The organism is Paenibacillus sp. 1SOY10, assembly GCF_056836745.1.
On record NZ_JBXENK010000005.1, the window covers coordinates 98,203 to 114,058 of the forward strand.

Below are 15,856 nucleotides of genomic sequence, written 5' to 3' on the forward strand. Positions count from 1 at the left end.
TGTATTGCTTCGTTGTGCGTCCATCGGGCGTCATAGAGGCGATATGGGGAGGAAGGAGGGTAGGACAGGAGGTTTTTACGGCTTTTGGACAGCGCTTACACCAAAAGGTTGGCAAGTAAAATGAATCGGGAGGATTGTGCGTGAACAAAAGGATTCGTCGTGCGATAAGTCTGGTTTTAATGTTTTCCCTAGCGATTTCCTTAGGGGCAACAGGGTTGCCGAGCCATACCGCCCATGCGGCGGGGCTCTCTATTACCAAGGCTGGGGGCTGGAATGAGACGGCGTATGTGGAATGGGCGCCGGAGAGCAATGCCGTAGGATACAACGTGTATGTAAAACCTGCGAATGCGTCAGACTCCAGCTATCGGCAGCTAGATAATGAGTTAATTCGAAAATATCCTGCTTACTGGAGAGCGGATGCCGTAGGCTTAACCGCCGGGAGTTATGTTATGAAGGTGGAGGCCAGACGGGCCGATGGCTCGTTGACGGCGGTTGTATCTGGCCCGCTATCCGTAGCTTCACATGATAGATCGGGGTTTGCCTTCTCCTCGAATTCGCCCTTCGGGAGCGGATCAGGGGCCTATCAAGATAATGGGGCACTCAAGAATGGAGCACAAGTGTTATATATCACCTCCCAGAATGCACGCACCGTCACTCTTGATGTGATTACCAACAGTTCCGGCCGCACCCAGACAGGGGTAGGACTGGGAGATATTCTGAATCTGAGACAGAAGGGTTATGATACCACGCCGCTAGCCATTCGTTTTATTGGCAAGATAACAGCTAACGATTTGAGTGGACAATTGAACAGCAACGGTTACCTTCAGGTGAAGGGAAAGAACAACTATGCCGAGATGAACATCACGCTGGAAGGTATCGGTAATGATGCTTATGCATACGGTTGGGGATTTCTGCTCCGGGCCGTTGGCAACGTAGAAGTGAGAAACTTAGGGCTGATGCTCTTCCCGGATGATGGCATTTCCATGGATACCGGAAACGTCAATGTTTGGGTGCACCATAACGATATTTTCTATGGATCTGCGGGGAGCGATGCGGACCAGGCCAAGGGAGATGGCTCCACCGACCTGAAGAAGGGATCGACCTACATTACGATCTCCTATAATCACTATTGGGAATCGGGCAAGGTGGCTTTGGTGGGATTAAGCGAGACTGCCGAGTTCTTCGTGACCTTCCATCATAACTGGTTTGACCACTCTGACTCTCGTCATCCACGGATTCGCGTGGCTTCCGTCCATATTTATAACAACTTCTATGATGGTATCTCAAAATATGGTGTTGGCGTGACTACCGGGGCTTCGGCGTTTGTGGAGGCTAATTATTTCAGACATGCCAAGTATCCAATGATGAGCTCGCTGCAAGGCACCGACGCTTTGGGAGATGGCACCTTCTCCGGTGAAGATGGCGGCGTCATCAAGGCATACAACAATATCATCGTGGATGCCGACAGCTTGATTTACGCGAATTCCAATAGTGGTACGACATCGGCCCATGCCACTTCCTTTGATGCGTATCTGGCTTCATCAAGAAATGAAAGCGTACCCAGCTCGTATAAAGCCTTAAAAGGCGGCACGGCTTACAATAACTTCGATACCCGTCTCGATTTGGGGGTATCCAGTTCAAATATCGATAGTGTGAATGCGGTCCAGCAAATTGTCACTGCGGAAGCCGGACGGCTGGATGGCGGGGACTTTGATTGGCAATTTAATAACGCTGTAGACGATACGTCCTATGCCATGAACACGGCACTGATGAATAAAATAAGAAGCTATACCACGCAGCTTGTTTCCGTGGGTGGCAATTCTTCCACATCACCGGAACCCGAGCCAGAACCAGAACCAAATCCAGGCACAGGCCCGATTACCGGGGAACTGGCCCATAACTTCACAACGGCGGGAACCAGCAGTGACTTCTTCAACATTCAGGGGAATCTGTCTACCAGCAAGGGGACGGTCGTTTACAAGGGACTAACCTTAACCCAATGCTTGAAGATCGAGACAGCGACACGTATTGAATTTACTACCACAGAGGCTTCGACGCTAACGCTGGTATTTAACCAAGAGAGCGGCAAAAAGATCAAAATCGATGGTACTAACTATACCTTGACGGACGGCGTGGTGAGTGTGCCGCTTGCCCCCGGTACCCATACGATCACCAAGGCAGATTCGATTAATCTTTATTACATCGAGCTGCAATAGAACAAGCTTGTAAGAGCTGACCGAAGCCAAGTGGTGCTAAAGTAAAAAATAGATATGCTCCCCATATAGTAGACAGGTGAAGTACAAAATGCCTGCACGGTATGGGGAGCATTCTTATGATTCTATGTTATTCCTGAATTAATTCTCGGCTACAACCTGTTGTCCTGCAATACGGCCAAAGGTAAAGATATCAGCAATGGCATTACCTCCGAGGCGGTTCGTACCGTGAAGCACACCTGTAACCTCGCCTGCCGCATACAGACCGGGAATGATACTGCCGTCTTCATGAATGACATGTGTCTTCTCGTCGATGACAAGTCCACCCATTGTATGATGGACAGAAGGGACGGCCTTTTGAATATAGTAAGGTCCTGCCTCCAGCGAGACCAGCCCGCCGCGATGGTGAAAATCAAGATCATCGCCTGTGTCTGCATATTGATTTACTTTTTCCACGGTAGCCTTCAGTTTATCGATATCCACATTGAAGAACTTCGCCGCTTCTTCCAAAGTATCAGCCTTGTATAACAAGCCTTGCTTGATCAGCATATCGTATTCATCCTGATGGACTTCGATGGTCTTGCCGATATCTGCAATCTTCTGATTCCAGAGCTGATAGGTGTAGCCGCCTGTCTGAGCAAGGATGGCCTTCGAGATCACATCCCGACGCTCCAGTTCCTCGACAAAGCGCTCGCCCTCTTGATTAATCAGAATCGCACCGTCGAACCGGGAGTCTGCAACCAGAGAAATAACCCCTGTCTCCGGATTACACACCGGATAAGTCTGGATATACTGCATATTGGTGAGCCTGGCGCCCAAAGCTTCAGCCATGACAATTCCATCACCTGTAGTTCCCGGTGTATCGGTCGACATGTACTTTTCATCCATTTCCGGGTTGTACTTCTTACGCATCTCTACATTAGAGCCAAACCCGCCTGTAGCGACTACAACTCCCTTGTTGGCATGGAACAAAATTTTGTCGCCGCTACCATCTGTAGCTTCTACTCCGGTTACTCTGCCTTGATCATCGGTAATCAGGGCATCGGCCTTCATATTCGTCTTGATCGTAACGCCTTGTTCCTCTGTCTTGGCCTTCAGCTTTGTAATCAGCTCAGCTCCTGTATGACCTACTGGAATCAGAGCACGTTTTCTGGAGTGACCGCCAAATTGGAACAAGTGATCCGGCAGAAATTCCACCTTCACCTCATCGCGCAGCCACTCGGCAGCAGCCAGAGCATGATCTGCCAGAATCCGCACCATCTCGGGTGAACCCAAATTATCTCCGCCCTTCAGCGTATCTTCATAGAACAAATCCGCTGAATCATCCGTAATTCCTAGCTTTTGTTGCACCCAGTTGTTAGGCGCGTTCATCTCGCCGCCCGATATGAGTGTATTCCCTCCCACAGTCGGCATTTTCTCCAACAGGACGACCTGAGCTCCAGCCAGATTGGCTTCAATCGCCGCACTGAAGCCCGCACCGCCGGCACCGATGACAACTACATCATAGATCTGTTCGGCGGCTTCCTTACTCTGGGTAGTATTAGCTGCGGCGTTAGCCACAGCTAAGGTCAAGCCAGACTTGGCAATTGCATCCTTAATGGCATCCAGGTAGCCATTGCTCGTTACAGTAGAGCCGCTAATAGCGTCAACCTCCGGGCTGTTCATGGCAATAACTACTTCCTTCAGTTGAGTGTAAACCGGCTCTGCCAGCACTTCATTTTCCTTATTCTCTACGACTTCAATATCGGTAATTTGGTTGTCCTTAAAGGTCACCTTAACCTTAATGTCTCCGTGCTTGCCTTGGCCAACACCCTCAACCACCTTGCTTCCGGTTCCTTCGGTATTGTTCGCACTTGGTGTCTCCTTGCCTCCGCAAGCAGCGACCATAAGCATTAGGCATACAGCTAATAGCAAGGCCATTACTCGTTTAGAATAGATTCGTTGCATGATTGCATTCTCCCCTTCAGTTCATCTCTGACGACCAGCATCCACTTCTTGCAGCAGGCTGCTGGACAACAGCCGTCTTTCATGTGAAAATGTGCACATGAGTAATTATAGGATAGGTGTGCTCTCAAGTATTTGCACGATTGCGATATTTTTTATCCTTTTCGGGCTTTATTCCAAGCCATTTATACGATTCCATAGATAAGGAGCCGGACAGCATGATGAACTCTATACAGAAAAAGCTCTTATTGTATTCAGGTGGCTGCTTTGTGCTGCTGTTTCTTACTCTTTTGGTCACTATTTATATGGAAATGAACCATACCGTAGTTCCGTTAAATAAAAGCTTAACCCAGCAGGTGCTGGATGCTCGCAGTGATCAAATAGATTATTGGTTCAATCAAAGAATTGGTGAAATTGATACGCTGGCTGCGCTCGCTTCTAGCCATCAATGGTCCAGAGAGCAGCTTCTGCAGGAGGCACATCGACTCGAAAGTCGAAAGCAGGAAGAATATGAATCCATTCGCATCGTGGATATTCATGCCTTCTCTTGGGGGATGGAGGACAAGCCCTTCTCTATTTTGAATCGTCCCTACTACCAGCATCTCATTGAATCGAAGGCCGACTATGTGGTCAGCCATCCTATTGTATCCAAGGCAAACGGTGTAGAGATTGTCGTCATTCTCTATCCCATTCAGCCCATGAAGACTGAAGAGGCTGCCTACATTGCCGCTGCTGTCTCGCTGGAGAAGATGAAGGAGATTGCGGAGGACATCTCCCTCTATGATCAGCTTGGTAAGCTGATTGTCGGTGGAATCGACGAGCAGGAGCTGCAAATGGCAAATTGCAACCACAGTAAAGGCTGCGAGGGTGTCAGTGTATTTGAGGCCTCGATTGATAGTGTAAAGGGATGGAAGATCGTACTTGAGGTACCAGACTCCGAGCTGTCCGTGGCTGTAGTTAAAACCCAGCGAACAGCTCTAATTGTAGGAACTCTGCTTGGCTTGATCTTTATGCTACTGCTAACGATGCTGCTCACCTCGATTATTCGCCCTATTCAGGCACTTCGTCAGGTGATGAAGAATGTGCAGCGGGGCAATCAGGAGATCCGTGCGGATGAATCGCGGCAGGATGAAATTGGCGACCTGGCTCACAGCTTTAACGAAATGCTGGTACAACTGTATCGTTCCGAGCAAGAGAAACAGGCGATTGAGCTCAGACTGGTGCATGAGCAGATCAAGCCGCATTTTTTGTATAATACCCTGGATACCATTCAATGGATGGCTGGAGAATACGGGGCGGATAATATCGTTGAAATAGTGGAGGCGCTCAGCAGCTACTTCAGACTCAGTCTTGGCAATGGAGAGACGTATATCTCGCTGGAGCAGGAATTATATCATGTGGAGAGCTACTTGCAAATTCAATGTGTCCGGTATGAGGAAATTCTTGATTATAGGCTTGAGTACGAGGATGGAATCTCGCAACATCAGGTCATACGCTTCATGCTCCAGCCTCTGGTAGAGAACGCCATCTATCATGGCATCAAGCCGCTGGAAGACCAGAGATGCACCATATCTATTCAGGCTTATACCGAAGAGGATAAGCTTGTCGTGTGTGTCGATAATGACGGACTTCCGATCCCGCCAGACAAGCTGGCCAGAATTAATGAGATGCTGGCGGAGGATAGACAGGACGGAGCCGTAACCGGGTTCGGCCTGTATAGCGTGAACCATCGAATTCGTATGCTGCATGGGGATGGTTATGGGCTGATTATAAGCAGCAGCGAGGAACAGACCACCATGACAATCCACCTGCCGTTGAATGCTATAAAAGGGAGTGAGTAACATGTGGAAAATCATGCTCGTAGATGATGAACCCATTATTCGCCGGGGGTTGAGGCAATTTATTGAAAGCAGCCACTATCCGTTCTCCGTCTCTGCAGAAGCCAAGAATGCAGGGGAAGCGATACAGCAATTAGAGCAGCAGCCTGCTCACGTCTGCTTTATTGATATTAATATGCCAAACATGAACGGACTCGATCTGACCAACTTGCTGCACAAGCAATTTCCAGAGCTGGTCGTGGTCATTATCAGCGGTTATGACAATTTTGAGTATGCGCGTCAGGCTGTACAGCTTCATGCCTTTGACTACGTGCTAAAGCCGGTTCCCAAAAGTGATCTGGAGCAGCTCTTATCTCGTCTGAACCAGCATTTGCAGCAGATATTTCCTGACCAGTCTCACACAGAGACACAAAAATCTCCTACACTGGGCCAAAATCTGTCTGGTGGAGACGGGACTTTGCTGATCAACAAGGTCACAGAATATATTAACGACCATTACCAGGACCCCGAGCTGACGATTACCAGAGTGGCCACCTTGATTCATATGAATCCCACCTATCTCAGCAAGCGCATGAAGCAGGAGACCGGACAATCCTTTCTCGATTATGTGACAGGCCTCAGAATAGCCAAGGCCAAAGAGGTGCTGGATCATGCCCCTTCCAACATCAAAATAAACAGCCTTGCCACCAAGGTAGGCTACAAGAGCCAATACTATTTCAGCCGCGTGTTCAAGAACAAGGTGGGGCTGTCTCCGTTGGAGTATAAGAATAGGGGGAGACCCTAAATAGGCTTAGGGCCTCCCTCATGCCTTAATACTTCATTGGTTCATCCGGCATCTCCTTGCATCACGTAAGGTAATCCGTCCTTCCAGCCGATCTCCGTCATCGACAAGTACCAGGAACGGCCCATGTCATTGTTGCCTTGGTAGAACAAGTACGTGCGTCCATCTTCGTCCTTGAACAGGAACGGATGCCCGGACTCACTTTCGTTCCAGGTGCCCGGCTCCCCGTTGGGTAGGAAAGGCTCATCCGACAGCCGTGTCCAGCGTATCCCGTCCTTGCTGACCGCACAGCCGATCTGCTGCGGACAGTTGTTATAGGCTCCCCCATAGAACATGAACAGCTTGCCTTCATGCTCGCACACCGCCGCTGCCTCAATACACTCCTGCTCCCAGGGAAGCTCGGGTTTCAGGATGGATTCGTCGCAAGCCTGCTTCCAGGCGCCACGGCCAAAGCCGGAATCCAGCTCTGCTATTGCTACACCCTGCATCTGAATTTTCCCTTGTGGATCGCGGGTAGCAAAGTACATAAACAGTCGGCCGTCCCATAGGATCACGTCGGCGTCAATTGCCCGGCCATTGTTCCATGCGCCTGTCGGGGAGAACACCGGATTGGAGCTGTCCTTCACAAAATGTAACCCGTCGTCAGATATGGCGTGGCAGATCGCATCGTGGGCTTGATTTCCGTAGGTTTGATAGAACAGATGGACCTTATCCTCAAGCACGATGGCTCCTGGCGCGCATATGCCATTGCGCTCACAATCCTGTTCGGGCATCAACTCACCGATCTTCTCCCAATCCAGAAGATTATCGCTCCGCGCTATCCCAATTCCTCTTCCGATTCCCCAACCCGTATCTGGTTGGTCCGATACAGGCGGCGCCATCGTGTAATACATGTAATAGACGCCATTCAATTTGACAACGGCCGGATCTTTGGCAAAAGATCGTCCCTGATCTGTGTCTGCAAATAACATGGTCATGTTGTTGCCTCCCCTTGAACAGCCATTAATTTTTGACGAATTCCCACATGTCCTTGGCCATAAACGCATTCTCCGAATTATTGCTATACCAATCCGCGTAGAAAGCTTCGAGCTTGTCGCCTCCGGAACTGTTCCATAGGGCTTGCGCATCCTTGTAAGCTTGCTCGATCGTGTAAGAAGGACCGGAGACTACGGCCTTGCTATAAATATCGGCGATTTTTGACACATTGGTATTAATGATGTTGAGGTCCTCGGGCAGCGTTGGCATGTGCTCGCCGTGGGTGATGGGCGCAAATTCTACATCGGCGCTCAGGTTGGCCTCATTATTTTCCTTGATCAGCCTTAGGAAATCCTGTTCCAGGGGCTTCGAAGGATCTAGCTGGCTTTGAATATCTGTGCAGGCGCCCACTTCAATCCGGGATAGCAGCAATTGAAAATCGATATTCCATGATACCTGCTTATTGAATTCCTCGGCATGAATAGGCTGCAAGCATCCATTTGCTCCTAGGGTTGAGTCGACTCCTTCTTCGCCGAAGCGAAGCACCTCACCGGCGGTACGAGAGGCCATGAAATCGATATAAGCCATTGCCGCTTTCGGGTCTTTGGTTCGGGCATTGATAATCGTGGTCATCTGTACCGGGTTGTTGACGCCGATGGCGAACTGACCGAATTCGGACCTCGGCAGTTTGATCGCCTGCACCTCGGCGCTCGGAACGTTAATCTTCAACTGCTCATAATATTGATTGAAGTTGACCAGATCGATTGTCCGGCCTACAAAGATGCCAATTTTGCCATTGTTCCAGTCCTGCTGGGCCTTTTGTCCGTTCTTGTCGGCAAGAAAATCCTTATCGACCAGCCCGGCGTCGTACAGCCGCTTCTTAAAGGCATTGGCCGCATTCTCCTGCTCCCAGCCCCGCACCAGCTTGCCGTTATCCACCACCCATGTAACGTTGCGGAACATCGTGCTGATGGTTCCGCCCGTTTCACCGCTCAGGGCGATGCCGAAGGTATCCTTCACCCCGTTGCCGTCAGGGTCCTGCTCGGTGAAGGCTTTAGCCACCTCGAACAGTTCTTCTGCGGTTTGCGGAACTGGAAGCTCCAGCTTATCCAGCCAGTCCTTGCGAATGAACAGCGACTGGAAGCCGACGAGCGGCGATACCCGTCCGAATTCATACATTTTCCCGTCCGGCTTGACGGCAGCCTTCTTGATTGCGGGGTACTTCTCCAGCAATTGCTTATAATCGGTGCTGCTTTCCTCGATCAATTCATCCACAGGCATAATCATCTTTTGCTGGTACATCTGGTTGCGGAAGCCGGTGTCGAATTCGAATACAACGTCAGGCGCATCTCCGGAAGCAAACAGCAGGTTTAGCTTCTGCACGGCCTCGCCGCGCGGGATGGGCACGTATTTCCCTTTGACGGGTCCGTTCTCGTTAAGCCATTGGGTCCAGCGATTATTATCAATGGTTCCCATCTCTTGAGGGACATTGCCTCGGTCATAGATGGAAATGGAGAGAGTGGGCTTCTCCTTGGACACGGGTGCCGATGTTCCCGTTGCGGAATTACCGCTCTCTTCCTTCGTATTAGAGCAGGCGGCCACTATGGCTGTACAAGCTATAAGGCCCGCCAGTATTAAAGCCAGCTTTGTCATCCTCTTTTTCATTTTGCTTATCCCCCTAATTCGGATAGTTACCCTTTCACGGCGCCAATCATGACACCTTTGACAAAATACTTTTGCAGAAATGGATAAATGACCAGCATAGGTACCACCATGATGATAATGGCTGCCGAATTCACCATTTCCGGCGACAGGATCAATTGCTCGGACGACTCCAGGCCATTCATCTGCGCAAGCATCATCTGGCTCTGAATCATCTGTTGGACTAGCACCGCGATGTTGTATTTTGCAGGATCATTGATGTACATCAGAACGCTGAAGAAGGAATTCCAATATCCTACGCCATAAAATAAGGCTAATGTGGCGAGAACCGGCATGGAGAGCGGCAGGACAATCTGGAGAAGATAACGCCATTCCCCGCATCCATCTATTCGGGAGGCTTCATCAATCTCACCGGGGATATTTTCGATAAACGTCCGCAGAACCATCAAATTGAATACGCTTACGAGTCCTGGCAGCCACAAAGACCAATAGGTATTGATCAGCTCAAGATTCCTGATGGTCAAATAAGTCGGGATCAATCCCCCGCTAAACAGCATCGTAAACACAATGCCAAACATAAACACCCGGCGTCCCCAAAAATAGGATCGTGTAAGCGGGTAGGCGGCAAGGATGGTGAACACCATGCTGAGTGCTACGCCGACGACCGTAATAATCACGCTATTCGTGAGCGAGGCCAGAATAGGGGTGCTCTCAAATAGTTGCGTGTAAGCTGCTAACGACATGTCTACCGGGAACAGGGTAACGCTTCCCGCAGAGACGGCCTGAAGCGAACTGGCCGACAGCGAAGCAATATGCACCAGCGGCAGCAGGCATAACAGGGCAACGGCGGACAGTACCACATATACGCTGACCAAATAGACACGTTCTCCTATTGACGGCTTCATCCCGCGGGCACCTCCTTGTTACCATAATCCATTCCCGAACCTCCTGGCAATGGCGTTGGTGATGAGAACCAGGATCAGAGCAACCAGTGATTCAAACAATCCGATCGCCGCTGTCAGGCTGAACTGCGAACCCATCAATCCGACCTTGTAAATGTAGGTGCTGATCACTTCCGATACATCCGACACGGTAGAATTTTGCAGCATATAAATTTGGTCAAAGCCCACTTCCATGACCCGGCCCATCGCCAATATCAACATGAGTACAATGGTTACCTGCAATCCCGGCAGCGTCACATGACGAATCTGCTTCCATTTGGAGGCCCCGTCGATACTAGCTGCTTCATATAGCGTAGGATCAATATTAGTTAGAGCCGCCAGATAAATAATGGCACTGAAGCCCGCTTCCTTCCAGACACCGGAGCCAACGAAAATGGTTAGCCAGGAGCCTTCGCGATACAAAAAAGGATACGTATGGCCGGTAAGGCTCTCCCACCATCCGCTTACAATGCCGTTTTGCTGAGAGAAGATCGTTACGATAATTCCGCTTACGATAATCCATGAGAAGAAGTGGGGCAGATAAACGAGCGTCTGCACCAGCCGCTTGAACCACATGTGCCCGACCTCATTCAACAGGATGGCGAGAATAATCGGGAATGGAAAGCCAATGATGATCGACATAAGACTTAGCATCAACGTATTACGGATGATCTGAACAGTCGTGGGTGTACTGAACAGGAGACGAAAGTTATCGAATCCAACCCACGGACTATGTACAATGCCATCCATCAAATTGTACTTTTTGAATGCAATGACCACTCCGCCCATCGGCACGTATTTAAAAATGACAAAGAATGCGATAACGGGAATGAACATCAAGAAGAGCGGCAAGTTTCGCCTCCAGATGCGGCTGATGCCAATCACCTCCTGGTCGTTTACTGAAATTCAGACTAGAACCGGACTAGCCTTACTGTGCTGCTTCCTGCAGGATGGCCTCAAGCACATTCTGAATATAGGTCATTCAGAGGACGTTGATCAATTTTCAATTTTCGCCGAATAATCATTACGGTGTGACGTCAAGCGCATTGCAACTGAGATTAAGGAACGACGGCCATAAACAGTTTTCGCTTATAAACTTCTCTGTCACGATGGGCATGGGATCTTTCGGTATTTACCAAATTGTTAATCATGGGAAAATTGGAAATTGATAGTTTTTAATCAACTACCATACATTTAAGAAGAAGTTAAATACTCATTTCATAATAAGGAGGTTAACACGTGGAAAAAGGCAAGAAGCTTAGCAGGGTAGTTCTTCGCGTTTCAATGGCCATCTGCTTGTTTGCAGCTTTGCCGGGATTAACTTATGCCGCACCTGTTCCCATTCACTCTGGTCCGCAATTTGTGGATGGCTATTACGCAGACCCTGATGTACAGAATTATAATGGAACCTATTGGGTGTACCCGACTCGTCCAAGCCAGGTTGGCGAGCCTCCCAGCACAGGCGCCAAATCCATGGACATCTTCTCTTCAACAGATCTGGTCAACTGGACAAAGTATTCAAATGTAATAAGCTCGGCTAACATATCCTGGTTGTCGCATGCATTGTGGGCGCCGAGCGGGGCCTATCGCGATGGGAAGTATTACATTTATTTTGCTGCAAACGCGATCAATGGCGATGGCCAATTAGGCGGAATAGGCGTTGCAGTAGCGGATCAGCCCGAAGGACCATATACCGATGCGATTGGTGCGCCGCTTATTAATGTCGTCAGAAATGGTGCAGGTCCCATGGATCAAGACGTATTTATTGATGATGACGGTCAGGCTTATATGTATTATGGGAGCTGGGGCGAGGCTAATGTCGTCAAGCTGAACGCTGACATGAAGTCGCTTGGAACATGGCCTGATGGTACCGTCTATAAGAAGGTGACGCCCGCCAAAACGGGTAGTAATGACTTTTTTGAGGGACCTAAAGTGTTCAAGAGAAACGGGATATATTATATGACTTATTCCGCCGGTGTGTGGGTAGATTCAACTTATAAAGTCATGTATGCTACCTCTGACTCTGTGACAGGACCGTTTGTGCCCAAAGGCATTATGCTGCATTCTGATGCTACAACCGCCTATGGACCGGGTCATAACGGAATTATAAAGTCGCCTGATTCCGAGGATTGGTACATTTTTTACCATAAGCGTTATCTGAATAATCCGGATTGGGATGCTCGCGTATTAGCCTACGATAAATTTGAGTTTAGTGCAGACAATAGCATTATTCCAGTCGAAATGGCAGTAGGGGATAACTTTAATGATGGAAATGATGTAGGGTGGACCAAACATGGCGGGACATGGACCGTATCAGGAGGTCAATATCATGTAGCGTCAAATCCGGGGGCCAAGGCTCTTCTGGACACCAATTTCTCCAATATGGTGTATGAAGCTGATGTGACGCCGGGCTCCACCGGCAATGCGGGCCTCGTATTCAGGGTATCGAATCCCGGAACGGGTGCCGATGCTTACCAAGGTTACTATGCGGGCCTTGATGTTCCCAATCAGAGGGTGGTCATCGGGAAAGCCAACAACAACTGGACGTCGCTTGCCACGGCTCCTATGAGCCTATCAGCCAATACAACATATCCTATAAAAATTGTTGCGCAAGACACATCCATTAAGGTTTATGTGGGCGATATGGCTACACCTAAGCTTAGCGTTACGGATTCAAGCTATATCGGAGGCAAGATCGGGGTCAGAACGTATAATTCGGCTGCAAAATTCGATAATATTTCAGTGGAAAGCAGTCAATATGAAACAGAAAACATCATGGTTAGTGCAACCTCAGGCGACAAGCATCTCCTGTTCGGAGAAGGGTCCGGTCCAGATCCTAATCTGAGCGGTGGATATGGAGTCATGCTGGAAGCCGATGCCGTTCATGATTATGTGACATACACGGTGAATGTGCCCGAGGCACGCAGCTATAGTGTGAAGGTCGGGGTGAAAAAAGGACCCGGACGGGGGCAGTTCCAGATGTCGGTCAACGGTGTGAATCACGGTTCGGTTCAGGACCTATATGCAAATTTATTGAGCTATGCGGAACTAAGTGTAGCCAATATAACTTTCAGCTCTGCAGGCCAAAAATCCTTCAAGTTTAATGTTGCAGGCAAAAATAACGCAAGCTCCGGATACTTTCTGGGCCTTGATTATATTAAACTAGTACCCAATTGATCTAAGTAAAGAGGACGGTTATGATGAACCGTCCTCTTTACTCCCCCTCGTATATTGCTTGCGATATTCGCCCGGCGGTATTCCTTCGCTTTTCTTGAACGTTCGTATAAATGAGATAACCTGCAAGTAGCCCACCTGCTCACCAATGGTCTGAACGGGCAAATCGGTCTCCGTCAGCAGCCGCTTGGCCTCCGTCATGCGAAGATTCATGACGTAGTCAACGAACCTCTCGCCGGTGCCGGCTTTGAACAGCTTGCTGACGACGCGCGGTGCAAGTCCGAACTCCTCGCCCAGATGATCAAGGGAGATGTCGGGATTGCCGTAATTGCTCTGTAGATAAAGGGCGATCTGCTCTACTATTGGAAATTGCGGCTGACGGTCGCGCCACTCGTGCAGCGATTCTGCAAGCAGGTGCAGCAGTTCGGCCATACTGCGCTGAATTTCGTCGATTAACTCCTTCGCCAATATGGCGGACGGGGTATAGCGACGGAGTGGCTCCACCCATACCGTCATCATCTCCTCCGGCATGTCGTTCATCTCTCTCTTCAGCGAGTAGAACAGATAGTTAACCACCTCTGCCGTCTGCTCTTGCGAAAGCCCATCCCTTCTAATGCCTTCGAACAGTCGTTCGAACTGATCAATCCACGCGGAATCTCCACCTCGCAGCAGCTTCACAACCCCTTTGGCCATGTGCAGATGGGTGTAAAGGTCGCCTTGTACGTTCAGCTTCCAGTCGGATGCCGCGTAGATGCGGCTATAGCCGTGCAACGCCCGGTATTGGCCGGCTTGCATCGCCTCCCGGTATGACCCTCTAATCTCGTCCATCTCGCTTACGGTTGTGCCGATATACAGGGACACTGTGAACTGTAGATTAGCCGCCACCCACTCCTTAAGCTTGTTGGCAATATTCAGTATCTTGGCTTCATTGACCGCGTCCTGAAAGTAGATGATGGAGCAAAGCTGGTCCGCTTGCTTCCACTCAGACCAGACCGCAAGCTCGTGATGACGACAAATCTCCTCCAGCACACCCTGCACAACGAATTTAAACAACGCCTGGTCGCGCTGATTGTAGGCCTTGCTGAATTGCTGGCGATTGTCCAGCATGACCACCAGCACGATGCTGGATGCGAAGGAATGCGGGATGCCCAATTCGTCGGCCTCGCGCTCCCACTCTGCCTCCGACAAGGATAGGCTGCCCGTAAGCAGCTCGTGGAACCAATATCTTTTTCGAATAATAAGGTCGTCCTGATGCTTGGCTTCGTATTCATGGGATTTCTCCATTAAGTTATCCAGCGCAGTGGCGATGAACTGAAACTCGTTATGCTGGCTGCTTTTGCCGAGCTGCAAGCTTCTTCTCAGCGCATAGTGGTCAATGCGGATCATGATTTCTTCAATTGGCTTGTAGTTGCGGTGAGTCACGTATGTCAGCACGATGATGCTTAGCAGGAATGTGATGAGCGCCGGGAGCGTCCAGGCGTCCAGGAAGACCGACATCAGCTTCTGCTCGGACTCCGGAATACCCACGGAGAGATGCCACCCGGTATAATCGGAGCGAATCGTGCTGATCCCCCACGTCGATTGCGGCGGCGTATTCTCTCGGAATAGGGAGGAGCTATCGCCATCGTTAAGCTCCAGATAACCCGAGGCATTGGAATTGACCGTTTGTAGTGCTTGCTGAATGGAGGAGAGCTGGACATTGACCACAACGTAGCCTTTGGGAACCACTGACGTAACAGGCAGAGGTCTGACTAACGTGACGACATTCGCAACTGCGTTCGCTTGATAGAGACGGTACGCCCTGGGCGAAGACCACTTCTTCTCTTCCGGATTGTCTATCGCTCTCGTCAGAAAGTACTCATCGGCGAACGTATCCTTTGGCTTGAGCAAGCCAAAGTTGGAGATGATTTCTTGGCTTGATATTTTGTATATGTATATATCTCCAGTGAGCGGGAACAAAGTGCGAATATCGGTCAGGCGCTCCGTCAACTCGAACATGGTGAAGGGCGGTGTGGGCGCCGTACTGTTCATGTATTCGGTAAGCTTCTCATCCGTCAGCATCTGCTGGACCACAAATTCCTCAATCGACTTCATCGACGAATCCAGAACACTGGACACATGCGAGGCAAAGAGCTCATTGGTATTCTGGAGGCGGACCTTCGTCTCCGACGTCCATTTCACGTAGAATAACAAGATAAGGACGAGCACAAGGAACATCAGAATCGGGGAATAGGACAGCAGCATGCGGTAAAACCATTTTTTCTTGATGTTGTCGAAGCCTCCTTTGCACATTTGAGATTGACTAGTACATTCGACATTAATGACCGA

10 protein-coding genes are annotated in these 15,856 nt (G+C 49.7%); 4 read left to right on the top strand and 6 right to left on the bottom strand.

The annotated features are described in order from the left end of the window. Positions 1–140: 140 nt before the first annotated feature. On the top strand, positions 141–2,216 hold the full coding sequence (locus tag AC1VOR_RS14460) for a pectate lyase family protein (RefSeq protein WP_482618647.1): 2,076 nt from the start codon (positions 141–143) through the stop codon (positions 2,214–2,216). Positions 2,217–2,354: 138 nt separating this feature from the next. On the opposite strand, the gene AC1VOR_RS14465 is transcribed toward AC1VOR_RS14460, so the two are convergent. Continuing rightward, complete coding sequence (locus AC1VOR_RS14465; RefSeq protein WP_482618648.1) at positions 2,355–4,160, bottom strand: flavocytochrome c; 1,806 nt, start codon at positions 4,158–4,160, stop codon at positions 2,355–2,357. A gap of 215 nt (positions 4,161–4,375) precedes the next feature. Here AC1VOR_RS14465 and AC1VOR_RS14470 point away from each other — a divergent pair, with 215 nt between their 5' ends. Beyond that, positions 4,376–5,998 carry a sensor histidine kinase gene (locus AC1VOR_RS14470; protein WP_482618649.1) on the top strand — a complete coding sequence of 541 codons (1,623 nt, stop codon included), beginning with the start codon at positions 4,376–4,378 and terminating at the stop codon, positions 5,996–5,998. A 1-nt stretch (position 5,999) separates the two neighbouring features. Beyond that, the gene (locus tag AC1VOR_RS14475) at positions 6,000–6,779 is read left to right on the top strand and encodes a response regulator transcription factor (RefSeq protein WP_482618650.1); all 780 of its coding nucleotides are present in this window, start codon (positions 6,000–6,002) and stop codon (positions 6,777–6,779) included. Between the two features lie 41 nt (positions 6,780–6,820). Here the strand turns inward: AC1VOR_RS14475 and AC1VOR_RS14480 are convergent, their stop codons facing one another. From AC1VOR_RS14480 to AC1VOR_RS14495, 4 genes are read right to left on the bottom strand one after another with little or no spacing between them, the layout of a single operon-like run. Further along, positions 6,821–7,753 (bottom strand): family 43 glycosylhydrolase, encoded by a 933-nt coding sequence (locus tag AC1VOR_RS14480; RefSeq protein WP_482618651.1) that lies wholly within the window; start codon positions 7,751–7,753, stop codon positions 6,821–6,823. 25 nt (positions 7,754–7,778) lie between these two features. Beyond that, positions 7,779–9,416, bottom strand: a complete 1,638-nt coding sequence (locus tag AC1VOR_RS14485) for an extracellular solute-binding protein (RefSeq protein ID WP_482618652.1) — start codon at positions 9,414–9,416, stop codon at positions 7,779–7,781. Between the two features lie 26 nt (positions 9,417–9,442). Then, the gene (locus AC1VOR_RS14490) at positions 9,443–10,318 is read right to left on the bottom strand and encodes a carbohydrate ABC transporter permease (protein ID WP_059049100.1); all 876 of its coding nucleotides are present in this window, start codon (positions 10,316–10,318) and stop codon (positions 9,443–9,445) included. An 18-nt stretch (positions 10,319–10,336) separates the two neighbouring features. Continuing rightward, positions 10,337–11,206, bottom strand: coding sequence for an ABC transporter permease (locus AC1VOR_RS14495; protein ID WP_482618653.1), 870 nt, complete (start codon positions 11,204–11,206; stop codon positions 10,337–10,339). 387 nt (positions 11,207–11,593) lie between these two features. On the opposite strand from AC1VOR_RS14495, the gene AC1VOR_RS14500 reads away from it, so the two are divergent. After that, the gene (locus AC1VOR_RS14500; protein WP_482618654.1) at positions 11,594–13,531 is read left to right on the top strand and encodes a family 43 glycosylhydrolase; all 1,938 of its coding nucleotides are present in this window, start codon (positions 11,594–11,596) and stop codon (positions 13,529–13,531) included. Between the two features lie 18 nt (positions 13,532–13,549). Here AC1VOR_RS14500 and AC1VOR_RS14505 read toward each other — a convergent pair whose 3' ends face one another. Further along, positions 13,550–15,772, bottom strand: a complete 2,223-nt coding sequence (locus AC1VOR_RS14505; protein WP_482618655.1) for a helix-turn-helix domain-containing protein — start codon at positions 15,770–15,772, stop codon at positions 13,550–13,552. Between the last annotated feature and the right edge of the window lie 84 nt (positions 15,773–15,856).

Bases quoted from the DNA above. Each gene is read 5' to 3' on its own strand.
- AC1VOR_RS14470 (WP_482618649.1), top strand. From the start codon at position 4,376: ATGATGAACTCTATACAGAAAAAGCTCTTATTGTATTCAGGTGGCTGC.
- AC1VOR_RS14480 (WP_482618651.1), bottom strand. From the start codon at position 7,753: ATGACCATGTTATTTGCAGACACAGATCAGGGACGATCTTTTGCCAAA.
- AC1VOR_RS14505 (WP_482618655.1), bottom strand. From the start codon at position 15,772: ATGCTGCTGTCCTATTCCCCGATTCTGATGTTCCTTGTGCTCGTCCTT.
- AC1VOR_RS14490 (WP_059049100.1), bottom strand. From the start codon at position 10,318: ATGAAGCCGTCAATAGGAGAACGTGTCTATTTGGTCAGCGTATATGTG.
- AC1VOR_RS14465 (WP_482618648.1), bottom strand. From the start codon at position 4,160: ATGCAACGAATCTATTCTAAACGAGTAATGGCCTTGCTATTAGCTGTA.
- AC1VOR_RS14475 (WP_482618650.1), top strand. From the start codon at position 6,000: ATGTGGAAAATCATGCTCGTAGATGATGAACCCATTATTCGCCGGGGG.
- AC1VOR_RS14485 (WP_482618652.1), bottom strand. From the start codon at position 9,416: ATGAAAAAGAGGATGACAAAGCTGGCTTTAATACTGGCGGGCCTTATA.